Source organism: Paenibacillus sp. A14, assembly GCF_036864815.1.
Taxonomy (GTDB): domain Bacteria; phylum Bacillota; class Bacilli; order Paenibacillales; family Paenibacillaceae; genus Fontibacillus; species Fontibacillus sanfengchensis.
Map to the genome: position 1 here is coordinate 107,142 of NZ_JBAGJD010000003.1, position 22,298 is coordinate 129,439.

Genomic DNA, 22,298 nt, shown 5'->3' on the forward strand with positions numbered 1-22,298 from the left:
CCGTTTTCTCAGCGGCTGCCGAACAGACTTTTCATCAGACTGAGTCCACACAGCATGGCTATATAAAATTGCCCTTCATGAGCCGCTATACTTTTATATAACGAGGAATAAGGCATGTTTAGATACAGGTCCGCCACCGGGTAAAGCAGCAGAAGGAGCGCCGGGAGAAATACGAAAAAAAACAGCGGGCGCGTAAAAGTCCGGCGGTTCGGCAATCCGCCCAGCAAGCTTACGTAAGCGCCGAGCACCAACCCATAAAGCAAATTGCCCAGTTGCTTGTAGCTGATTTTAAGAAGCTTATCGGGATTTTGCTCCATCATCCCCACGAAGCGATTTCCGTAATAGAGCAGCACAAGCGCGCCGAGCGTCCATAGCGCGTAGTAAAAATACCCCTTGGATTTATTCATAACCTGACTCCTCTATCTATGGATTTTCGCTAATCCCCGCTTTCACCCGCTTTAATTGGGCGACGATAATGATGCTGATGACCACCAGCAGAAACCAGGAACTGATTTTGCCGAGGTGCACCACCCGCCAGATCTGCTCTTGGTCGGGATAGCTCCAGGCCCCGAGAAACGTCGATATATTTTCGGCAACCCAGATAAAGAAAGCGATCAGCAAAAAGGACAGGGTCATCGGCAGCCAATACGTTCTTCCGAGCAGGGTGAAATAAACCCGGGTCTTGAAAAAAACGATAATCAATAACGCCGTCAGCCACCAGCGGTAGTCCCCGATAAAATGATGCGTGAAAAAATTGAAATAAATCGCCGCGCACAGCGGAACGACATAGTAGGCCGCGGGCCAGCCGGTCATCTGCAGGTCCAGCCTCCGCCAGGCCTGGCAAATGTAACTCGCCACACTGGCGTACATGAACCCGCTGTACAGCGGCACCCCGAACACTTTGCTCCAGCCAGCGCCGGGATAAGACCAAGAACCCATATGAACTTTATAAAGTTCGAGAGCCAAGCCGATCAGGTGAAATACGCAGATGACCTTCAGCTCATCCATCGTTTCCAATTTAAAGACAACCATGCCGACTTGGGCCAGCAGACAAACGATCAGAATCAAATCATAGCGGGGCACACCGGGAATTTCCACGATTTTGGTCAAGCCTAGGGTGCCGAAAATGATCACCGGAAAAATGCATGACAGCGCCTGAAGCCAGGCGAATTGCAGCAAACTGCGGATAAAAAGCATAGGACCTCCCCGTATTCCGCCGCGCTCGCGGTCTTTTTTCTAAGATACCATACCTTTGCCGTAGGCGACTATATCAAGGTAAGGCGGGGCCAGATCCGCAGCCAGGCTTTGTCATGAACCCGCTTTAGAAAAAAATTCCGGTCTGAGAACAAGGGACTTTGCCGCACCCTCAATTGTAAAAGATCTTCCAAGTCGTACGGAGCCAGGAACTCCGGCCGCCCCGTCCGATTCCAGCGTGCGCTCACCGCCGTTGCGGTTTCCGGCCAATACCGCATCGCATCCTCCACGGATGCGTAAGGCGGGTTTCCGTTTCTGATATGCATCCGGGCCTGGTTTTTTACCGACCAGTTACGTTCGGGCACCTTTAGGCGCAGCTGTTTATCGTATTCCTTCTCGGCTTCCTCATCCAGGCAATAGGGATCGTAATAAAGGACATCGACATCCTGAAGCGGAGTTCTTTCCTCATACCCGTGCAGCACATCCCAAACGAAGTTGCGCAAGTACCCCGCAGCGATGCAGCCTTCGGGGAGATCCAGATCGGCTACCGCCTTTAAATCCTGGATCATTTCCGGCCGGGCACAAATTTTGGAAGCTAAAAATTCCGAATTGGCCATAGAAATCATGTTTCTCACCTCCTCATCAACCTGCTTTAACAATAACGTTTGTCACGGCACGGTTTAGTACTCAGTAACCGGCTGGGCTCAGTTGCACCATTACGCTGCTTTCAGGCAGAAAAAAGAGCCACAACATATGTGACTCTTGGTTCCTTGCTTCTCCGCGCTTAGCTCGCCGTCTGTCCTCAGGCTCTGAGCGCCGCATCCTTCGGAAGCAGGACGGTCAACAGACCGATCAGCGGTAGATACGAGCACAACTGCATGATGAACTGGATGCCCCATTGGTCGGCAAAGTGGCCGAGTATGGCGGAGCCCAGTCCGCCCAGCCCGAAGGAAAGGCCGAAGAACAGTCCGGACACCAGCCCCACTTTGCCCGGCAGCAATTCCTGCGCGTAAACGACGATGATCGAAAACGAGGAGGACATGATGAAGCCGGCCAACACGACGAGGACGCCGGACCAGAACAGGTTGGCGTACGGCAGCAGCAGCGAGAACGGAGCCGCGCCGAGAATCGAAAGCCAGATGATGTTCTTGCGTCCGTAGCGGTCGGCCATCGGCCCGCCGAAAAACGTTCCGACGGCGGCCGCGGCAAGAAACGCGAACACATACCATTGCGCCGCGCTTTTGCCGACGCCGTAGTGGTCGATCATGAAGAACGCATAAAAGCTGGAAATGCTGATGGAGTAGACATTTTTGGAAAACAGCAGCAGCACCAATACCGTGATGGCCAAGCCTACCTTCCCTCGGCTCAAGCCGGTCCGCGGTTCCGCCGCGGGGCTTCCCGCGGATTTCCGCGGCCGCGGGCGAATCTCAAGCGAAGCATACCAACGGGCGACGAAAAACTGAATCACGATCGCCGCGATCGCCGCTAATGCGAACCAGACGACGCTGTGCTGACCGAGCGGAATAAAAATCAACGCCGTCATCAGCGGTCCGAGCGAGGTCCCGATATTCCCGCCGACCTGAAAAATCGACTGAGCCAGCCCCCGGCGTTCCCCCGCCGCAAGGTATGCGACACGGGACGATTCCGGATGAAAGATCGAAGAACCGAGCCCGATGCACGTAACGGCCAACAGGATGATACTGTAAGCGGGCGCAAAAGCCAGCATGACGATCCCGACCAGCGTAAAGCAAACCCCGAGCGGCAGGATGTAGGGACGCGGACGTATGTCCGAATACAGTCCCACCAGAGGTTGGAACACCGAAGCCGTAATGTTCATGGCGAACGAGATCCAGCCGATCTGTCCGTAGCTGAGCGTCAGCGAATCCCGCAAAATCGGAAACAAGGCGGGGATAGCCGACTGCATCGTATCGTTCAGTAAATGTACCATGCTGATGGCAAACAGAATGGGAAATACCGTTGCCGTCCGCGGTATGGACTTGTCTGCTGTGGCCTGACTCATTTTTTATCTCCCCATCCGTCTCTATATAAGTTGAACGCAGTCTCGCCCGGTACCTATTAACGCAGTCGCAGTTAACAGGAATTTCTCCCGTTAATTGGCTGCACATCCAGCAGGAGAGGTGAACTATTGATTTGCATACTAGGTGCCCCGTCAGACAACCTTGACTAACAAGAATTCCTGCAGATTTGCATCTTTTGGAGTTGGAAGTGCACTAGGCACCTTGATCGCAGTGGGCTTAATACGAATTTGGATGTCTGTGAGCTTGAGACTGCGTACTTTTTCGAGCATCCCACTCACTTCAATTTATAATTTTCGCAGCGGATTCTCACTTTCTCTTACAACGATGTCCCATGGGGGCAAAAGGCAGCGGTGGAGAGGGTTCTTTCACATTCTTCACCTGCAGCTCATTGAATTAAAAGGAATTCTTCCCGTTAATTTGGCGCGTATGCTGCTGTAGAGGCCAATTAGCTGGAGAACCTCCCGCTAATTCGCCTGAAATTGTGTATATTGGCAATAAGGCCGCGAAATAGATGGAGTTTTTCCAGCTAAATCCGATTCATGGACCTATAGCGGTAAAATAACAGGAGGTTTTCCCGTTAATTAAGAAAAACATCTCAGATATAACCCTAGAAATTTTAGAAATTGAAATTATCCGGGTCGGAACCGAACCGTTTGTTTTGATTCAGGCCATCGATAGCCGCGATGTCCTCGGCTCTCAGCTCGAAATCAAAAATATCGGCGTTTTCGATTATCCGCCCTTCGTTGACCGACTTTGGAATCGTGATGACGCCGACTTGCAGGTCCCAGCGCAAAATGACCTGAGCTGCGGTTTTGCCGTATTTTTGGCCGATGGAGACCAAAGTATCGTGCGTCAGCAGGTTTCCTTGGCCAAGCGGGGACCAGGCTTCAAGCTGAATGCCTTTCTCCTGGCAGTAGGTCAGCAGTTCTTTTTGCGTCAGCTGCGGATGCAGTTCCACCTGGTTGACGGCGGGCACCACTTCGGCCTCCGGCAGCAAGTCCTCCAAATGATGAATCTGGAAGTTGCTGACGCCGATCGCGCGGACTTTCCCTTCCCTATACACTTTTTCGAGGGCGCGCCAGGTATCTTTGTACTTGCCTTTGACGGGCCAATGAACGAGGAAAAGATCGATATATTCCAGGTTTAATTTGTTCAGGCTCGCTTCGAACGCCTGCAGCGTCGTCTCATAACCTTGATTTGAGTTCCACACCTTGGAGGTGATGAACAATTGATCCCGGCTGAGGCCGTTCTCCTCCAGCGCTTCCCTTACCGCTTGTCCGACGCCTTCTTCATTGTTGTAGGCGGCGGCGGTATCGATGCTGCGGTAACCGGCGCGAATCGCCGCTTTGACCGCCGAAATGACTTCTTCGCCTTCCCGGGCTTTGTAGACCCCTAAACCAAACCACGGCATGTGCACACCATTGTTGAGCTTTACAGTATCCTGCAAATTTTTGGGCATGAATCATTTCCTCCTTAGGTTCTGGGTTCACTTTCGGGTTAACTTTTTCCAAATATATATTATGAACGACTTTGTTACAAATGGAAAGCCGCTTAATAAACTCCGTATTCATGGATGGCCGAGCGCAGCCGCTCCGCCTCGTCTTCCCGCATATCAAAGCCGGCGATATCATAAAAAGCCTCACTGGGAAGCATGCCGCCCGCACCGAGACAAGTCAGCAGCCGCAGTATATATTTGTCCATGGGCGGTGTAAAGACCGTCCGGGCATAGCCGTCCACCCGGGCGGACAAATCCATGAATCGCGCGTAATCCCGCGTCAAATAAGCGGAAATCAAATCGCTCTGAATGTTCGGGTAAGCGGCGCCCAAACCGACCAGCGCTGCGGTCGCTCCGCACATCAGGGAGTAGCCGAACATGCGGTCTTCCCCGGTAATCAGCAGCTTATCGGGAAACTCGTTCCTGAGCAGGAAGGCCACCTCCTGCAGCGTCATCACGCTGTCGAGCGCAGCCATTTTTATCCCGGCCACCTGAGGAAAAGTCAGCAGTTCCCGGAGCAGCGCTGCCGGATATTTCACTCCGCCCGCTTCCTCGTACAAATAAAAAAGAATCAGCGGCAACCCCGCCTCCGCCAGCTCGCGGTGGTACTCCACTATCGCATCGTTCCGTTCCCGCTCTTCCAGCCCATTAAGAATAGCCGGGGGAAACACCAGCAGCGCGTCCGCCCCCGCCCGGCGGGCCTCTTCGGCCATGAACAAACTGTCCCGCCGCCAAGCCTCCACACGGTCTGCTCCATTGAGCGCCGGATCGGGCCGTGCCCCTGCCCCGGCAATCAGCAATTGATCCGGGCCCAAGCATTCTTTCCATGTCCCGATGACAAGCGCTCTTTCTTCCCGGGACAGGTGCAGCCCCCGCCCGGTATGAACCCACACCGAAACGCCGGCGATGTTCTGTGCGCACAGATACGCCGCATAGCTGCGCTGAGCCTCGGCGTGAATTTTTCCGTTCCGGTATCTGGGCACCGGAACCGCCGGAATCAAGCCGCCATATAGCCGTTCCTTAACCCGGAGGACCTTTTGCCGTATCTCCGTCATCATCGACTCCCCTTTCCCGCTCTATGTATCTCGTCCCGTCTATTTTTATTCATCTTGTCCTAAAAACCAGCTTCTTCCCCGGTCCCGGTACCATTCCGTAATGTCCAAAAAGGAAGTGATTCCTTCCGGATCGCGAATTTCCTGCGCATGACGCAAATGCAGCATCCAGGGGACCAGCCCATGCTCCGGATGGAAAAACAGATCATGTAATGCGCGTTCCGTTTTCCCGCCTCTACGCATACTGTAAGCGCCGGCCGGTTTCTGAAAAACCGTATGCATCTGTAAGCTCTGTACGCCGCGCAGCGCGTATTCCAGCGCTATTTTGCCCGTGCAGACATTTCCCGTCCCGGACAACGGAGGGAGCGAACAGGCAAGCTCCCCCTCCAGCTCCAGCTTTCGTAGCAAGGAGAGAATCCGCAGATTTCTCCGGCTTAAATCAGGCCCTCCATAGGCGGCTCCGATCTTCCCGCCGAATTCGCGGACTTGATCGTACAGCCGGTTCGCATAGGTGATATAGTCCGGCGGGGTGGAACTTTCCTCAATCAAGGTTCGCAAAGCCCGGATTTGGAATTCGTCATCAAAAATCGTATTCATCAGCTTTATCCCGAGTGCGACTTCTCCCGGAGGAAGCGACGATTTGATCTTGTCCGGGACCTCGCGCAGCCAACGGAGGACTGCGGTTTGCTGCCGGGCCCGTCCCGAACCGGCCAGCGTCGGACTGAAGTCTTTTTCCATTTGCAGAGGTCCCTCCGCACCGGATTGCCTCCAAACCCCATGCAGCCGGCGGGTCGTATATTCATATTCCTCCAGCCGGAATTCCTCGTCTTCGCCGCCGGGCAGGTGGTATTTACAGGAGGGGACAACCACCGTACCGTTCTCATTCCCGATGTCCAAGGCTTTGCGAAAAAACGCGAGATAATCGCCGAACGATCCATGCCACCCGCGTCCTTGCCATGTGACGTTCCAGCCGGTTTCCCCGGTTTCTTTGCCGGTAATCCGTCCGACCACCATCCGGGTCTCTTTCACGGCCCATTCTTTCATGGACCGCCCTCCGTCGGCATCCTCGGCGATGACCGTTTTGAGCACGACAAACCCGAGCCGGGCGCGGCAGTCCTCCTGAACCTGACGGACGTTTAACGACAATTGGCCCGACGCCTTGCCGAACGGATTCCGAATCGCACGGAGACCGTATCGGGCAGAGACGTCCAGGCCATAGGTTTCAAACAAATAAGCTTCGATCCGCTCCGGCAGTCCCTCGCGGAAACGTTCGTAATCCTCGCGGATCCGGGAAACGTCCCTGCTATCCAGCAAAGGACGGTCGGGCAGTATCAGGCTGTTACGCATCTTCATCCCCCCATGCTGTTCATGATCTCCCATGAAGATTTTATTCAACAGCCGCTTGGAACTGTCCTGCCCGAAAGACCCGTTTTTTCAGCGGGAGCGCAAAAAATCCCGGGCGAATTCCGCCAGAAAAGCCGCGCCGTACTCCAGCGCCCGCTCATCGATCGTCATCTGCGGATGGTGAAGCGGGTAGTTTCCCTCCCCCGCCCCTTTGGCTCCGACGAGCAAAAAGGCGCCCGGCACTTTCTCCATGTAAAACGCCATATCCTCGCTGGTCATCGGGGACCGGTCCAGCACGGCCACCGCCTCCTGGCCGAACAGGTTCAGGAGGCAGGATTCGGCGCGCCGGATCAGGCCGGGATCGTTGACGGTCGGCGGGTAGCCGAGCTCGTAAGCGACCTCGGCCCGGGCGTTTAGCCCGCCGGCGACCGCCTCGGCCAGCGCCGTGATCCGGCGCTGCATGTGCTCGCGCGCCGCGCCGCTGACGGCGCGCACGGTGCCGCGGATCTCGACGCGATCCGCGATGATGTTGGGCAGGCTGCCGCCGCGGATCGAGCCCATGCTGAGCACGACGGGCTCGGCGGGATCGCTCTCGCGGCTGACCAGCGCCTGCAGCGCGGTGAGCACATGCGCGGCGGCGAGGACGGCGTCGACGCCCTGATGCGGGGCGGCGCCGTGCCCGGCTTTGCCGTGGACCGTGATGTCGACATGATCCATGCTCGCCATCACGGTCCCGGATCGGACGCCGAAGCGCCCGGTGGCAAGGTCCGGCCACAGATGGAGGCCAACGATGCCGTCCACACGCGGCGATTCCAGCACCCCGGCCTCGACCATGTGCCGTGCTCCGCCCAGCATCTCCTCGGCCGGCTGGAAGATGAACTTGACCGTCCCGCACAGCTCCTCCCGGGCGGCGGTCAGCATCCCGGCCGCGCCGAGCACCATGGCCATATGCCCGTCATGGCCGCAGGCGTGCATGACGCCGTCATGGCGCGAAGCAAAGGGCAGACCCGTCGCCTCCGTCAGTGGAAGCGCATCCATATCGGCCCGTACCGCGAGGCAGGGTCCCGGTCTTCCCGTGTCCAGCAGAGCGACGACTCCCGTCTCCGCCACGCCCCGCTGCACGTTCAGCCCCATGCGCGCCAAGGCGTCGGCGACAAAGTCGGAGGTGAGCCGCTCCTGAAAGCCCAGCTCGGGATACCGGTGCAGATGCCGGCGGACCCGGATGATCTCTTCGCTTTGGGCAGCGGCCAGCTCTCGAAAGTTAATTTCAGTCATAGTGCGCTTCCTCCAGGTTCAGAGTATAAATCTGTCTCGGCCGTCCCCGGCCGGCCGGCTGCTCCTCCCCGACGATGCTCGCCATTTCGTATCGCTCCAGCGCGGCCATAATCCGCCTCGCACTGCGAAGGGTGATCCCGAATCCTTCGGCGAGCTGGGACGCGGTGAAGGTGGACGTCCCCAGACGCCGGCACAGCGACATCAGCTTGTTGATCGTCCCCACGCTGAGACCGGCTTTTTTGGCCATGGAGATCAGCTCGGGATTTTCGCTGCGGGCCGAGTATTCCAGCGTCATCTCGGAGCCCATCGGCCCGTACACGATCCCGTCTTGCATAATCAAATAACAGTTGCCGCCACCGCCCGATTTGCCCTTCATCAACGCCTCGCGCGCCTTGCCCTCGGCCTCGTTGGCGGTGCGGCCGATGCCGATCCCGATGCTGGCATGCCACTGCAGCCGTTCCATAATTTCCAGGAGCAGGGGGGCATCCCGAAATTTGCGGGTCACCTGCTCGATAATCCCCCTCGTTGTCACGAAGGAGACTTCATCCGAGTCGCTCCATTTGATCAGCGACTGCGTCTCTTCCCCGAAATCCACGAGGATTTGCTGGAGGATGATCTTTTTGCGCTGGATTTCGTATTCGGAGGCCGCCTCCTTGGCCACTTTGGCGAAATTGTCGATATTAATAATGCCTACGGCGATTTGCGAATTTAAAAAGCGCAGGCTTTTCCCTTCGAGGAGAGCCCGGTTCAGACAATCGCGGATCGCGGAATGGGTCGGCACCACCCGATAGGCCGGAACGCCCAATTCCTTCAATCGGTGGTAGACCGAGGTTACGCAGGTGACCGTCGCGGATACCCGTCCCTGTTCCCAAAGCTCGTGATGGTAAGCCACCAGATCCTCGTTGCTCATGCCGAATTCATACGGAAAAACGTGCAGGTCTCCGGCAGGCAGGCCGAGTTCATTTAATGGCTCCTCCACCTCCTTGCGCTGAAGAACGTCCACACTGATGCGCAAATGGTCTTCCAATCCATGAGCCCCATGCCGATATAAGTCGAACAGCACCTTGTAAAGGGCGGTTCCGGAGTAGTACACATGAACCATCGGTTTGTCGGGGGCGGCCGCGAGCGCGATCCGGTAAGGAATCGGCCCGGTAAACAGCAGAATATCCGCCTTGTCCCTCACCCGGTCGATGATCTCGAGCGTTTCCCGTTCATGCCGGTAAGGGGCCGGAAATATCGCCAGCTCCGCAAAATAATACCCGAATTCCAGCACCGTCTCCACCAAATCCAGTGGACCGACTACCGCGACGCGCAGCTTGATCGTCATGTCCGCACCTCCCGCTTTTTTACCCGTTCAGTTCCGGTTGCTGCTCATTGGCAAAGTGTCGAATTTCCGCCAGTGACCTTTTTGTGTTGCTGACCACCTGTTCCGGATTCCCCATGTATTCAAATGAAATAAACCCGTTGTACCCCAGCTCCAGAAGCTTCCGCAAAATCGCTTTATGATCGGCGTCCCCCTGCAAAATAGGCACCGGCACGCTCCGGCTCCAGTCTTGATGATCCCAATGGTAATCCTTGAAGTGGACATGGCCGATGTCTGTAAAAAACCGCTCCAGCACCGGTATCGGATCCAAGTGGTCCACGAACAAATTAAATCCGTCGTAGATTAGTTCGATGCCGGGAGCGGGAACGTCGCGGACCAGGACCGCCAAGCTTTCGGACGTATCGGCCAGCGTATGGTTATGGATTTCCACCGCCAGCCGGACTCCCTCGGAGCTGCATATCTTGACCGCTTCCGTCAGACCGGAGACGACCGCGTCCCATTCCTCCGCCAGGGTGGAACGCGACGGACGATGTCCGGCGAAGCTCCGAATCCGCGGACAGCCAAGCTCCCTCGCCCAAACGGCGGCCGATTGTATGCGGCGGAGCTCGCCTGACGTCTCCTCGGCCCCCTTCGAAAAATAGGTGTATTCGCTGATCGCCGGAACCCGGAGTCCGCGCTGTTCCAGCAGCCCGCGCAATTGGCCGGAGGAACCGCCCCGCTCCAGATAACTTTGGATATGCCCCGTCCACAGTTCCACCCCCTGGAGTCCGATGTCCGCAGCCAGGTTCAACACATTCTCCAAAGTTTCCCCCTTCAGTCCGGTGGAACAAAGGCTGAATTTCAGGCCCGGCGCGATCCGGCTGTTCCTTTCACTCGCTTTGTCATCGCCCGACATCCTGCTCCACCCCCGTCCGGTCCGACAAATATACGGCCTCCAGCGTAGCAATCACGGACCTCGCGTACTCGCCACCGCTGTCCGGCTCCCCGCCGTGTTCGATCGCCCGCAGCAAATCCTCGAATTGCAGGACAAACGGGTCTTCCTCGGGCAGTGGCTGCACCTGCTCATATTTGCCGCCTGCGTTCACCCACAGTCCTTCGGAGGAAACCAGCTTTGCCATGCCCCGCGTAAAAATCAGCTCCGTTTCGTCCCGGGCCACCCCCTCGTAGCCCGACTGGAGGATGACCGCACTCAAGCCGCTGTCCGTTTCCAAAAACAAACAGCCGCTGCCTTCCACATTTCCCCGGGGACCTTCGTACGTCACTTTGGCTTTCACGCGCCGTACCCGGCTGTCGGTCAGCCACTGAACCTTGTCGATCGAGTGGGCGCCAAGATTCATAAGAATGCCGCCGCCGGATTTTTCTTTTTCGAGAAACCACCCCGGCCGGTTATCCCGGTAGTAATACTGATGCCGGGTGTCGTGAATCGCCAGCAGCCGCCCGAGCTCACCGCTTTGGATCAGCCGCTTGGCCAGAATATTGGCCGATTTGTAGTGCTGGGTATGCCCAACCATCAGCTTGACGCCGGCATTCGAAACCGCCGCCAAGATGTCGTCACACTGTGCGGTATTGAGCGCCATCGGTTTTTCCAGGAGCAAGTGGCAACCCTGCTCCGCGCACCATACCGCACAGGGGGCATGCAAGTAATGCGGGAGGGCGATGACGGCGATCTCGGGTCTCTCCCGCAGCACCATTTCCCGGTAATCGCGGTAAAAAGGAATGTCGTATTCCTCGGCGAGCGCCCTTCCCTTGGCCTCATCCGTATCGACCACGGCCGCCACTTCCAGCTTATCGATCCGTTTGACCGCCTCCAGATGGTTGCGCGCAATAATGCCGCCCCCGATCAGAGCTACGCGGTATCTCATGTCGATTCCTCCTCTAGCTATATTGCCATCGCACCCGGCTGCCTGGCAGAACTTCCTCGGGTCACTTGATCCCTGCGGAGTTGCTGCCTTGGCAGAACTTCCTCGGGTTATTTGATCCCTGCGGAGTTGCTGCCCTGCACAAAGTATTTCTCCGCGAACAGGAAGACGAGCAGGATCGGGATCAGGCTCATCAGCGCGGCGGCGACCATATATTGCTCATTGCCGGACCATTGTCCCGCCATGGACAAAATTCCGATCGGCAAGGTGAAATTCTCCTTGGAGGTCAGAAAGATGGCCGGGGACAAAATTTCGTTCCATTTGGTCATAAACGTAAACACGGCCAGCGTCGCGAACGTCGGCTTGCACATCGGCAGGAAGATCCGCCAGTAGATCTGGAACGGATTGCACCCGTCCAGCTTGGCCGATTCCTCGTAATCCTTCGGGATCGCGAGAAACGCCTGCCGCATCAGGAAGATGCCGAAGGGCTGGGCCAGCCATTCGATCAGCCACAGCGGAGTGAGCGTATCCAGCATATGCAGCGACTTGAAGATAACGAATTGCGGGATAATCAGCACCACCGGGGGGATCATCATCGTGCCGAGCACCACCAGGAACAACGTGTTTTTCAGCGGAAATCTCAATCTTGCAAACGCATAGGCCACCATGGAACAAGAGATCAGGGCTCCGACGACGGACAGCACGGTTACGATAACACTATTGGTCGTGTATTGTCCGAACGGGCCCAATTTCCAGACCTCGGCGTAGTTTTCCCACTTGACCGGACTAGGGATCCACTCCGGCGGCACGCGTGTATATTGGGGGTAGGATTTCAGTGAATTGAAAATCGTCGTTAAAAAAGGCATGGTCATGACGAGCGAGCTAATAATGATTACCGTATATCCGGCGATCTTTCGCATCCGGTTTATCTTCATACCGGTTCCTCCTTTCTCCTTCGTGTCATTCGTAATGCACCCATTTTTTCTGCAGCGCGACTTGAACTACCGTCAGCAGGAACAAGATCACGAACAGCACCCAGGCGATCGCCGAAGCGTATCCCATCCGCAGGAACGAGAATCCTTCCTGGTACAAATAAATCATCAGCACCAGGCTCGCTTTGTTGGGACCGCCCGCGGAAGAAGCGTCCATCGCTCCGCCGGTCATGACATAGATCTGCTCAAACGCCTGAAAGGTGGATATGGTGCTTAGAATGAGCACGAGAAAGGTCGTCCCGGAAATCAACGGGACAGTAATATGCCGAAACTTCCGTAATGTCCCGGCCCCATCGATTTCAGCGGCTTCGTATACATCGGACGGCACATTTTGCAGCCCCGCGAGAAAGATCACCATGATATAGCCGATCCCTTTCCACACCGCGATCATGACCAGCATCGGAATTACAAGATGCTCATCCTGCAGCCATTTTTGCGGGTCGAACCCCAGCTTGATCAGGAACGCATTGGCAAACCCGAACCGGGGGTTAAAAATCGCATCCGACACGTACATAATGACGGTCCAGGAAGAAATAACCGGCAAAAAATGCGCCAGCCGGAACAGCTTGAGCGCCCGCAGCTTCTGATTTAAGGCCACGGCCAGAATGAGGGCGAGAATCGTCTGCAGCGGCACGAACAAGATGGTAAAATAGACGGTATTCCAGAGCGCTTTCCAAAATACCGATTCATTGAAGAGTTTGGCGTAGTTATCCAACCCCGTCCATTTTGGCGGGTTCAAAATATCGTACTCCGAGAAGCTGAAATATAACGAGGCCAGCAGAGAGCCCAATACAAAAACGATAAAGTGAACAAGATAAGGGGTCACCATCAGGAGCCCCCACTTGCCGTCGTTATCCAGCCGCTTTTTCCGCCGCTTTATCGGCACATCGCCGCTTGCTCTTTTGGACAAGACAGTTTCCGTGTTTTCCACCATGGTCATCACACTTTCTGTTAGCGATTTAGGAGGCGGGGACGATCGCCGCCGGTCTCTTTACGACCGCTGTCCTACCGGCGAAGTCCCGCCCATGCCTGCCATCAGTGAACGGGTCTCCAACTATTTTTTATAGAATTCGTCCAGCACTTGCTGCACTTCGGCGTCCGCCTTCTTCATGGCTTCGTCCACGGAGACTTCCCCTTCGAACGCCCGGTTGATGTTGTCGTTAAATTTGCCCACCCATTCGCTCCAGACGGCATTGACATCCAGGGTCCCCGCGAATTCGAAGCTGTCGAGAAACGCCTGCTTGTTCTCGGGCTTGCCGCTTAAAAACTCGCTGGAATTGGCGACGGACTTTTTAACCGGAACCGCTTCTCCCAGGGAGGCCCATTCCTTCTGCACTTCATCCTCGGTGGCCCAGAATTTGATCCATTCCCAGGCCGCGTCGCCCTTGGCGCCTTCCGCTTTTTTGTTGATGACCCAGGAGTTGGCGATCACCGGAGAAAATCGCTTCCCTTCCGGGCCCTTGGGCAGCACGGTCACATCGTAGTTCAGTCCGGCCGCATTGGCGTCGATCGTACGCGCGTAGATGCCGATCCGCATGGCAGCCGCTTTGCTGGGGAACGGAACCATATTGCTCTGGAAGCTCTTGAGATCCGAAGGCGTCGTCAACAGCTCCCTTTTCATGCCATCGACGATCCAGTCCAGCGCCTTTTTGTTTTCCGGGCTGTTGATGACCGATTTCGTCAACGTTTCGTCCAGCACGCCGCCTCCGTACGACTTGAGCACTGTCATCCAGCCTTCCGTGATGCTGAAGAACGTTAACCCGTATTGGTTGATCTTGTTCTTGTCAAAGGAAGGATCGGTTGCATACTTGCCGGCGGAATCCTTCGTCAGCTTCTCGGCGGCGGTCTTCAGATCGTCCCAGGTCCAATCCTCCGTCGGATATTCCACTTTGGCCTCATCAAACATATCCTTGTTATAGTAAAGGACCGCGATCTGAATGCCTTGCGGAACCCCCCAATACTTTCCGCTCGCGTCCTTGTTGAAATCCAGCCCGAAATAATCGTCTTTGTTCAGGTCTTTTTCGATGAGGGGCGTCAAATCTTTCAGCACGCCGCGCTCCGCGTATTTCGGAACGAGCACGCCATCGGAGAGCCAGAGATCCGGGGCGCTTTCAGCGGCGATTTGGGTATCCAGCTTTTGAAAAAACTGATTATAGGGGGAAGATTCCGTTTTGATCGTTATGTTGGGATGTTTTGCTTGGAACTTGTCGATCAGTTCCTGCATTTTGGCATCGGACTGAGCCGAGGAATAGAAACCGAGCTTAAGCTCCACTTTTTCCGTCTGCCCCGCTTTCCCTCCTCCGTTCCCGCCTTCCCCTGGATTTCCGGCATTTCCTCCGTTCGCCTTGCCGTTATTCCCACCGGAACACGCCGTCAAGAGCATGGCTGTCACCAGCGTAAGACTCAGCAGTAATGTTCCCCATGATTTCAGCTTGCCTTTCATCGCATGACCCCCCATAAATAATCATCCTCAAAAATAAAGCGCTAACAAAACATGTCAGGTATCGTTTCTCTCCTCCGAAATGCAAGATTAGTCCACGATGTGTCTAAATTGTGAACTCATTCTTAAATTAAGGGATAAGGAATTAAAGGTCAATGTCCTTAATAAGACCTTATTCTAGACTTTGACAACGTATGACTGGGCCTTTCCTTTCTCGCCGTCTTGCTTGACAAACAGCACTTCTCCGGTGAGATGGCTGCCGGCAAACCGGTATCCGCACACCCCTTGGTGGGAAAAAACCACATAATCGCGCTTCTCCCCCCGCCGGACGAAAATCGCCGTAACTTTGTCGGAAGGGACCGGATGGCCATAGCTGTCAAGCACCTCGATCGCTTCGATCTGCGGTGCCTGCTCCTCCCGACGTTTTTGCGGATACAGGATCGATACGAATCGGGTAAGGCCGTACCCTTTTTGCGTAAACACCGCTTTGACGGAAGGCACTTTCCGATTGTAATGGCGGGATACCCAGGCGGATTCGATTTTCACATCGGTTGGCATGACCGGGATAATCCGCAATAGGGATTCGCTGTCGTTCGCTTCCGCCGTCACGCTCCCATCCGCTCCCAGCCGGACCTCAAGATCTTCGGCAAAATGAAAAGGCAGCGCATAAAAATGCTCTCCCCGTGATCTGCAAGTATCAACGACAATCCAGTAGTCGGGTTTGACAAACAAAATTTGACGCCTGACCTGTACCGGATCGCCGAGCTTGAAATAGCCGTCATGGCAGCCTTGAGCGTAATCGAAATGATCCGTCGCCAACCACCCGCGGTCCAGCGGATTAGCCACATTGGCCCACTTCCAGGAATCGAGATAGGTGGAGATCGTCTCTCCGTCGACGGAGACGGTGTTGTGCTGCAAAGATTCTTTAAAGTAACGCCTGAATTCGTTCTCCATATAGGTGAACCGCCCGGGATCGGTCAAAAATTCCCGGCCGCCCGCAAACAGACTGATATGAAGCAAATCATCATGACCATGTGCCCGGATAGCGTCCATATGTCCGGCATCAAACAGCATGTAGCCGGCCTCCGGGGTCCAGCCGGTCCGCATCACGGCATAGCCGCTTTGCGGAAGTTCCAGAGAGTCGAACGCCGGATTCGCCGCCTGAAGGCGTGCATAGCGCTCGTAACCCGTTACGCCGAAAAACCAAATCCCTTCATAATCGAGCGTGCCATACCCCATTTTCTTTAAATCGCCCCGCCCGAACAATACTGCCCCACGGCTCAGTACATCGCGGATATCGGTCCCGTCGCTGTCCCCGAGCATCGGCTGACGGCCATCCGGCTGAACCAGCGCCAAGGATGCCGTGTACATGCGCTGAAGCGTCCGCTTCAGTTCGGCAGGCAGCTCGCACTCATTCAGCTCGGCGAGCAAAACCGGTTCGAAAAGGCAGTGCAGAACTTCATGATGGTACATGGTGCATTGCTCGTTGTGCATGCCGTCCTCAAACACCTGAACCCGGCACATTTCGGTAAGCCGCTTCACCGCGGTGTCCAGCCAGGCTCTCGAGGCTTCGAATTCCGGGTACAGCAGTGCGATTTGGAACAACCCGTTCGTTTCGAGGAATCCCCAATTGCTCTGCGTGTCATGCGGGGTATAGGCGATATTTAAATACATGCCGTGAAGCTTGACGGCTTCCCGGAACAACGTTTCTTCTTCGTCCCGCCATAGTGCCGATATTTTGACGCAGTGATATCCCTTCAGCCAGTTGGCGATCCGGATCCCGCTGTCCAGCTTGCGCCACGTGTCCTTCACATTGTAGGCCCTGTCCGCGCTGGCCCGGACCTCCTCTTCCGTGAGCGGATTCTGTTTCAACCAATCTTTCATTAACGCAATGAAGCCTTGAACGTACTTCTCGTCCCCCGTCAGCCAGTAGGCCTGCCCCAATTCGCTCATATACCGGGCCCGGTTCAGCATAACCATCCATTCGATGTCCCCCCGGTACCGGTAAGTCCAATCGATGCCGTCCGGAAACGAAACCTCCGTTTCACAGCGCTCCATATCCCAGCGATGCGTAAAAATAAAAGTGCGTTCACAAGCCTGGTCGGCGCGATGCAAAACTTCCTTCACTTCGTCCGGCCAATCCCTCGTTACCGTCGCCACGATAAACCCGCGATCCTGCGGCTCCCAAAAAAAGCGGCGGGATCGTGTTTCGGACAATCTCATCGCTTCACTCCCTCCAGCCACTCCCCGAGACGACGGCGGACAAACGCATCATCGTTCAGATGGGGGTATGCCGCATATACCCGGTCGATTTCCTCCAACTGACCTGGCGATAGCACCTCCTGCGGATTCAGGCACCAGCGGCCTTCCAACAAGCCTTGGCGCCGCAAAACTTCATGGATGCCCGCAATGCTGCCGCGAAATTGATGCCACGGATCGAACAGCGCCGCATTAACGTCCGTAATCTCCTGGCCGCGCGTCAGCAGCCCGGGCGGAATCCCGGCGCCCTCGCCCCGACTCCGAAGCTCCTTGATTTCCTTCAGCAGTTCGACCGCCTTGGAGGTCCAAACCGCCCAATGGCCGAGGAGCCCGCCGGCGATTTCTTTCTCCACCGTTACGCCGTCGACGCGAAAGGAGAATTTCGTCAACAAATCGGCTACGATGTTATCGTCATTGCCCGTGTACAAGGCGATTTCGTCCCGCCGCTCCGATTCGCAAACCGCCCGTACTACATCCACGGTCTGATAGCGGTTAAACGGGGCGATTTTGATCGCCGCGACACCCGGAAGGTCCGCCAGGCTGCGCCAGAAGGAAAAAGACAGCAGCCGCCCCCCGACCGCAGGCTGCAAGTAAAATCCGAACACCGGTATAACTTCCGTGATCGCTTGAATCCGTTCCAACAGTTGTTCTTCGCTCCAACCGTCCAAACCGCCCATGCTCACCAAACCGAGATCGTACCCGAGCGAGGCCGCCAGCTCCGCTTCGGAGAGCGCCTGCTTCGTCGGGCCGCAAATACCGGCAATCTTCAGAAAGGGCCGATCCAGGTTTGCCGCCTGCACCTCCTCCGCGGCAAGCCGCAGCACCGGTTCATATAAGCCGATCTCCGGCTCGCGAATTTCGAACTGGGTCGTATGGACACCCACCGCGATCCCGCCGGCCCCGGAGGCGAGATAATACTTCGTCAAGGCCCGCTGCCTTATCTCATCCAGCTGGCGCGAAGCGTCGAGCGCCAGCGGATGCGCGGGAATGACGGTGCCGCTCATCAGCAGATCGCGGGCTTCCCGGCTTAGTTCCTTGACCTCATTCATCAGAACGCCCCCTCCCTTTCCTGGAAATGCGTCGGTTTTCCCAACGTCTCCCCGTCCGACTCCACCCAACCGGCCGTCCACTCCATCATCTGCCGGAGCGTCACCCGAGGATAGCCGAGCAGCCGATGGCCGAAGGAGGCGTTGTTGAGCAGAGCCGTCGGACCTTCTTCGCCGGCCAATACCGGCCGGGTCCCCAACATTTCGCCGAACCGTTCGGCCAGCCAGCGGATCGACACCGTTTCCGGCCCCGTCACGTTCAGCGTGACCGGCGGCGAATCGCAAAGCAGCAGGGACCGGATCGCCATCTCGTTCGCATCGCCCTGCCAGATGACATTGACCAACCCCATGTTCAAATCGATCGGCCGCCCCTCCTTCACCGCGGTGGCTACCTCCAGCAGAATGCCATAACGCAGGTCGATGGCGTAATTTAGCCGGAAGTTCAGTAGCGGGGTTCCGTTTTTCCGGGAAAAATATTCGAAGACCCGTTCCCGTCCAAGGCAGGACTGCGCATACTCGCCGACCGGCGAAGGCGGCGTTGATTCCGTGGCGCCTCCCCGCGACAATGGGGTGAACGGATAAATATTGCCGGAGGAAAAAGCCACAATTCGCGAATCCTTGAATTTTTCGGCGACGCGTCCCGGCAAATAGGCATTCATCGCCCAGGTGAAATACTCCCTTCCGGTGGTGCCGAATTTATTGCCGGCCATGTAAATGACGTTCCGCACGTCCGGTAGCTGATTCAGCGCTTCTTCCGACAACAGGTCGGCCGCAATGGTCTCGATGCCTTCGGCTTCGAGCTCCTGCTGCAATCCGCCCGAGGAAAACCGCGATACGCCGATGACCCTGCCCGATTTCCCGGCGGCCTTCATCCCCCGTTTCGCCAGTTTTGCCAGGCTGGGCCCCATTTTTCCCCCGACGCCCAGAACAAGAATGTCCCCGTCCAGTCCCGCCAAATCCCCGATCAATCGCTCGGAGGGCGTGCTAAGTACGTCTTCCAGTTCGATTACCGTTTTCATCCCATCACCTCATTAGATCGTTGAATGCTGTTACGGCTATGGTTTTACAGTTCCCATGGTAGGCGGCGTCCGATTAAAAGACAACGACTTTAAAACGTCCTTAAAAGCGTTTCCAAAAGTGTACGAGCATGCCAAAAAGACCGGGAGATTTCTCTCCCGGCCCGGTTCATAAAGGGAATTATGCCGTTTGTTTTTCCTTCCGCAATCTTTGTCTGGCCCGGTACAGCAAAATTTTAAAATGGGAAAGCGCCACCCCCATCAGGTCGGCCGACTCCTGATATGTAAACCCGTGGACGTCGTACAACAACACGGCATGCTGCTGATTGGGAGGGAGCAGGGACAGCATTTTCAACAGTTCCTCACGGCTCTCCACGGAAAGCAGGCACTCCTCGGGTGTATCCTCGCTCGCCACATTGTAGAAGAACTCGTTCTCGTAAGAGGAAGTGCGGCTTTCTTTCCGCAGCCGGTCGATGTAAGCATTACGGGCTACCCGCAGCAGCCAGGCTTTCGTCTTCTTGCCTTCAAAGTCGCTTAGCTTCCCGCAGGCTCTGCAAAACGTCTCCTGCATCAGATCCTCGGCGTTGTGATGATCCCGGCACAAATAAAACAAATACCGGTAAACGTCATTCTTATATTCACGATAGATCATATCCATGGATGATTTCTTCATGATGAACCTCCTCAAAATGTGAAGCCGTACTCCAGCAGCTTGACTGTGTCGGACCATACGCCTTGTTCGCTGGAATTCAGTACTACCGTAATCAGTTCCTTGCCGTCTTGAACCGCCGAGCCGACGAAGCAGTACCCGGCCTTTTCGGTGTACCCGGTTTTGATGCCGTTGGCGCCTTGGAAATACCAATCCCCGCCGCGGTCCAACAACTTATTGCGGTTTTCAAAGTGCCGGACATGCCGTTCGTCGGATGTCGCGTCGTACTGGCTTTCCGACACGATCGCCCGAAAATCGGCGTTATCCATCGCTTCCCGCGCTATTAACGCCATATCATTGGCCGTGGTGTAATGATTCGGATCATGCAGACCATGCGGGTTGACGAAATGACTCCTTTTAGCCCCTATCGCTTTGGCCCGTTCATTCATCAGTTCCGCAAAAACAGCGTTTGCTTCCTCCGGCTCCAGATCTTTTCCGGATTTCAGCCGCGCCACATAAGCGGCCGCCGTTCTGGCCGCATCGTTTCCCGAAGGCAGCAGCATCGCCGCCGCAAGTTCCTTCACCGTCAGCGTTTCTCCGGGAACGAGTCCCGCCGAGCTTTCGTCCGCGGCGCGCCGAAGCACCTCATTTCCGACCGTAACCGACGCGTCCGGACGGCTATTTTCGAGTAAAATGACGGCTGTTAATATTTTCGTTGTACTTGCCGGGTACATTTTTTTCTTCCCCTGCTCACTGTATATAACTTCACCTGTGTTCCGGTCCATAACCAGCACGGCCTGGCCCTCCAGCCCGGGGATGTCCGAATGACGGAGGCTGCGGATTTCTTCCTCCACCAAGGCAACCAGGACCGCCCCTTTTTCCCGTATCTGTTCCAGCGGCCGTTTCTCCGCCGCTATCAAGATCAATGCCAACACAAGCAATCCGATGACCCATTTTGTCTTCTTCAAAACCGACAGCTCCTTCAGATTGCTCTTTTTCCGTGAGTACCTCTTTATTATGAAGTTCATAACTTTCGCCACGGATAAGAAAACCTTAAGATTATCTTAAGATTTCAATGAAATTTTCTTAATAAACAAACTTATGTTCGGGTAGAGCACCGCCTATAATCTTATAATCTGCCGGAGCGCTATTCTCTTCTAATATAAAAAAAGCCGGATTCAAGGTTATCCTTGATCCAGCCTTTATGTTCGATTTCGATGATTGACCTTTGCCTCGGCATCCTCTTGCTTTAACCGGACCGTGAATACGGTTCGGTCCTCATCGCTATCGGCGGAAATGACACCGCCGTGCAAATCAACGATATGTTTCGCAATGGCCAGGCCGATCCCGGAGCCTCCGGTATTAACGGCCCGCGATTTCTCCACGCGGTAAAAACGTTCGAACAAATGCGGCAAGTCCGACTCCGGAATACGCTCGCCGTAATTGATGATCTGTGTGATGACTTCGTCGTCTTCGACCCATCCGCGAATGTCCAGAAGCCGGCCTTCACTGCCGTAGCGAATCGCGTTGGTCATGAGATTTTCGTAGACCCGCCGCAGCTTGTCACCGTCTCCGATGACGGACAGCCCTTGCTGGTCCTTGAAGAATAGCCGGCATTCCATGCCACCCTCCTGCAGCTGCCACCCGAAATGGGCGGAAATTTGGTACAGCATCTCCGCGAGATTAATCCGACTCTTGTGAAGTTTCATTTCCTTGTTCTGCATCCGGGTATACTCGAACAAATCCTGAAGCAGCTGCTTCAACCGCAGCGATTCCTCATACGCCATATTGACATAATAGCGGAGTTCCACCTCGTCCCGGTAGCGGTCCTGTTCGATCAAGCCCAAATAACCGGTAATCGAGGTCAGCGGCGTCCGCAAATCATGGGATACATTCGTGATGAGATCATTTTTGGTCTGCTCGGCCCTCCGCTCTTCCTCCATGGAGGTGCGAAGCCGCTCAAGCATCCGGTTGATGTCCGTGGCCAGCTGCCCCAGCTGTCCGACGTTCTCCACAGGGATCTTGGAAGCGGAACCCTCCTCGATCTTATGGACTTCCTCGATCAGCAGTTTAAGATATTTTTGCTCATGTCGCCGCACGGAACGCCGATAGAAGTATAGAGAAAACAACAGCATCAGCGGTACGCCGGTCAGGTAATAGGCATCGGGAAATCCGATATTGCGATTTATCCAATAGATAAATGTGTAGAAAGTGACAGTCGGATAGAACAAGTAAAACGCCCGCGCCAAAAGAACCAGCACCAGCAAAGACGCAAGCGAAGCCACGATCGTCCAGCACAACCAAGCCAAAAAGC

20 protein-coding genes are annotated in these 22,298 nt (G+C 55.6%); all 20 read right to left on the reverse strand.

The features are described 5' to 3' along the window. Positions 1–8: 8 nt before the first annotated feature. Complete coding sequence (locus V4U88_RS08435; RefSeq protein WP_334072832.1) at positions 9–407, reverse strand: hypothetical protein; 399 nt, start codon at positions 405–407, stop codon at positions 9–11. Positions 408–423: 16 nt separating this feature from the next. Further along, positions 424–1,197 carry a DUF817 domain-containing protein gene (locus V4U88_RS08440; RefSeq protein ID WP_334072833.1) on the reverse strand — a complete coding sequence of 258 codons (774 nt, stop codon included), beginning with the start codon at positions 1,195–1,197 and terminating at the stop codon, positions 424–426. A gap of 68 nt (positions 1,198–1,265) precedes the next feature. After that, entirely contained in the window at positions 1,266–1,820 is a 555-nt protein-coding gene (locus V4U88_RS08445; RefSeq protein ID WP_334072834.1) for a nucleotidyltransferase family protein, read from the reverse strand. A 176-nt stretch (positions 1,821–1,996) separates the two neighbouring features. Then, the gene (locus V4U88_RS08450; RefSeq protein WP_334072835.1) at positions 1,997–3,214 is read right to left on the reverse strand and encodes an MFS transporter; all 1,218 of its coding nucleotides are present in this window, start codon (positions 3,212–3,214) and stop codon (positions 1,997–1,999) included. Between the two features lie 635 nt (positions 3,215–3,849). Further along, on the reverse strand, positions 3,850–4,692 hold the full coding sequence (locus V4U88_RS08455) for an aldo/keto reductase (RefSeq protein ID WP_334072836.1): 843 nt from the start codon (positions 4,690–4,692) through the stop codon (positions 3,850–3,852). 92 nt (positions 4,693–4,784) lie between these two features. After that, positions 4,785–5,786, reverse strand: coding sequence for a dihydrodipicolinate synthase family protein (locus tag V4U88_RS08460; protein WP_334072837.1), 1,002 nt, complete (start codon positions 5,784–5,786; stop codon positions 4,785–4,787). A 42-nt stretch (positions 5,787–5,828) separates the two neighbouring features. Continuing rightward, positions 5,829–7,160, reverse strand: a complete 1,332-nt coding sequence (locus V4U88_RS08465; protein WP_334072838.1) for a hypothetical protein — start codon at positions 7,158–7,160, stop codon at positions 5,829–5,831. 54 nt (positions 7,161–7,214) lie between these two features. Further along, the gene (locus V4U88_RS08470) at positions 7,215–8,399 is read right to left on the reverse strand and encodes a M20 metallopeptidase family protein (protein ID WP_334072839.1); all 1,185 of its coding nucleotides are present in this window, start codon (positions 8,397–8,399) and stop codon (positions 7,215–7,217) included. Then, entirely contained in the window at positions 8,392–9,726 is a 1,335-nt protein-coding gene (locus tag V4U88_RS08475; RefSeq protein ID WP_334072840.1) for a transcriptional regulator, read from the reverse strand. Before V4U88_RS08475 ends, V4U88_RS08470 begins: the two co-directional genes overlap by 8 nt. A 19-nt stretch (positions 9,727–9,745) precedes the next feature. Next, entirely contained in the window at positions 9,746–10,618 is an 873-nt protein-coding gene (locus tag V4U88_RS08480; RefSeq protein WP_334072841.1) for a sugar phosphate isomerase/epimerase family protein, read from the reverse strand. Further along, positions 10,605–11,585, reverse strand: coding sequence for a Gfo/Idh/MocA family protein (locus tag V4U88_RS08485; protein WP_334072842.1), 981 nt, complete (start codon positions 11,583–11,585; stop codon positions 10,605–10,607). The genes V4U88_RS08480 and V4U88_RS08485 overlap by 14 nt, the downstream gene beginning before the upstream one ends. Positions 11,586–11,692: 107 nt before the next feature. Further along, positions 11,693–12,517 (reverse strand): carbohydrate ABC transporter permease, encoded by an 825-nt coding sequence (locus tag V4U88_RS08490; RefSeq protein ID WP_334072843.1) that lies wholly within the window; start codon positions 12,515–12,517, stop codon positions 11,693–11,695. A 25-nt stretch (positions 12,518–12,542) separates the two neighbouring features. Then, on the reverse strand, positions 12,543–13,508 hold the full coding sequence (locus V4U88_RS08495; RefSeq protein ID WP_334073366.1) for a carbohydrate ABC transporter permease: 966 nt from the start codon (positions 13,506–13,508) through the stop codon (positions 12,543–12,545). Between the two features lie 120 nt (positions 13,509–13,628). Next, positions 13,629–15,017, reverse strand: a complete 1,389-nt coding sequence (locus tag V4U88_RS08500; RefSeq protein WP_334072844.1) for an ABC transporter substrate-binding protein — start codon at positions 15,015–15,017, stop codon at positions 13,629–13,631. A gap of 174 nt (positions 15,018–15,191) precedes the next feature. Further along, positions 15,192–17,237 (reverse strand): alginate lyase family protein, encoded by a 2,046-nt coding sequence (locus tag V4U88_RS08505; protein ID WP_334072845.1) that lies wholly within the window; start codon positions 17,235–17,237, stop codon positions 15,192–15,194. Then, positions 17,234–18,322, reverse strand: coding sequence for a dihydrodipicolinate synthase family protein (locus V4U88_RS08510; protein WP_334072846.1), 1,089 nt, complete (start codon positions 18,320–18,322; stop codon positions 17,234–17,236). The genes V4U88_RS08505 and V4U88_RS08510 overlap by 4 nt, the downstream gene beginning before the upstream one ends. Next, positions 18,322–19,338 (reverse strand): NAD-dependent epimerase/dehydratase family protein, encoded by a 1,017-nt coding sequence (locus V4U88_RS08515; RefSeq protein WP_334072847.1) that lies wholly within the window; start codon positions 19,336–19,338, stop codon positions 18,322–18,324. Before V4U88_RS08515 ends, V4U88_RS08510 begins: the two co-directional genes overlap by 1 nt. A gap of 178 nt (positions 19,339–19,516) precedes the next feature. Beyond that, entirely contained in the window at positions 19,517–20,008 is a 492-nt protein-coding gene (locus V4U88_RS08520) for an RNA polymerase sigma factor (RefSeq protein ID WP_334072848.1), read from the reverse strand. An 11-nt stretch (positions 20,009–20,019) separates the two neighbouring features. Then, entirely contained in the window at positions 20,020–20,952 is a 933-nt protein-coding gene (locus tag V4U88_RS08525) for a D-alanyl-D-alanine carboxypeptidase family protein (protein ID WP_334072849.1), read from the reverse strand. Between the two features lie 234 nt (positions 20,953–21,186). Continuing rightward, positions 21,187–22,293: a sensor histidine kinase gene (locus tag V4U88_RS08530; protein ID WP_334072850.1), complete on the reverse strand. Its 1,107-nt coding sequence runs from the start codon at positions 22,291–22,293 to the stop codon at positions 21,187–21,189. Between the last annotated feature and the right edge of the window lie 5 nt (positions 22,294–22,298).

Coding starts and splice junctions, on each gene's coding strand:
- V4U88_RS08435 (WP_334072832.1), bottom strand. CDS start 407: ATGAATAAATCCAAGGGGTATTTTTACTACGCGCTATGGACGCTCGGC.
- V4U88_RS08440 (WP_334072833.1), bottom strand. CDS start 1,197: ATGCTTTTTATCCGCAGTTTGCTGCAATTCGCCTGGCTTCAGGCGCTG.
- V4U88_RS08445 (WP_334072834.1), bottom strand. CDS start 1,820: ATGATTTCTATGGCCAATTCGGAATTTTTAGCTTCCAAAATTTGTGCC.
- V4U88_RS08450 (WP_334072835.1), bottom strand. CDS start 3,214: ATGAGTCAGGCCACAGCAGACAAGTCCATACCGCGGACGGCAACGGTA.
- V4U88_RS08455 (WP_334072836.1), bottom strand. CDS start 4,692: ATGCCCAAAAATTTGCAGGATACTGTAAAGCTCAACAATGGTGTGCAC.
- V4U88_RS08460 (WP_334072837.1), bottom strand. CDS start 5,786: ATGATGACGGAGATACGGCAAAAGGTCCTCCGGGTTAAGGAACGGCTA.
- V4U88_RS08465 (WP_334072838.1), bottom strand. CDS start 7,160: ATGGGAGATCATGAACAGCATGGGGGGATGAAGATGCGTAACAGCCTG.
- V4U88_RS08470 (WP_334072839.1), bottom strand. CDS start 8,399: ATGACTGAAATTAACTTTCGAGAGCTGGCCGCTGCCCAAAGCGAAGAG.
- V4U88_RS08475 (WP_334072840.1), bottom strand. CDS start 9,726: ATGACGATCAAGCTGCGCGTCGCGGTAGTCGGTCCACTGGATTTGGTG.
- V4U88_RS08480 (WP_334072841.1), bottom strand. CDS start 10,618: ATGTCGGGCGATGACAAAGCGAGTGAAAGGAACAGCCGGATCGCGCCG.
- V4U88_RS08485 (WP_334072842.1), bottom strand. CDS start 11,585: ATGAGATACCGCGTAGCTCTGATCGGGGGCGGCATTATTGCGCGCAAC.
- V4U88_RS08490 (WP_334072843.1), bottom strand. CDS start 12,517: ATGAAGATAAACCGGATGCGAAAGATCGCCGGATATACGGTAATCATT.
- V4U88_RS08495 (WP_334073366.1), bottom strand. CDS start 13,508: ATGGTGGAAAACACGGAAACTGTCTTGTCCAAAAGAGCAAGCGGCGAT.
- V4U88_RS08500 (WP_334072844.1), bottom strand. CDS start 15,017: ATGAAAGGCAAGCTGAAATCATGGGGAACATTACTGCTGAGTCTTACG.
- V4U88_RS08505 (WP_334072845.1), bottom strand. CDS start 17,237: ATGAGATTGTCCGAAACACGATCCCGCCGCTTTTTTTGGGAGCCGCAG.
- V4U88_RS08510 (WP_334072846.1), bottom strand. CDS start 18,322: ATGAATGAGGTCAAGGAACTAAGCCGGGAAGCCCGCGATCTGCTGATG.
- V4U88_RS08515 (WP_334072847.1), bottom strand. CDS start 19,338: ATGAAAACGGTAATCGAACTGGAAGACGTACTTAGCACGCCCTCCGAG.
- V4U88_RS08520 (WP_334072848.1), bottom strand. CDS start 20,008: ATGAAGAAATCATCCATGGATATGATCTATCGTGAATATAAGAATGAC.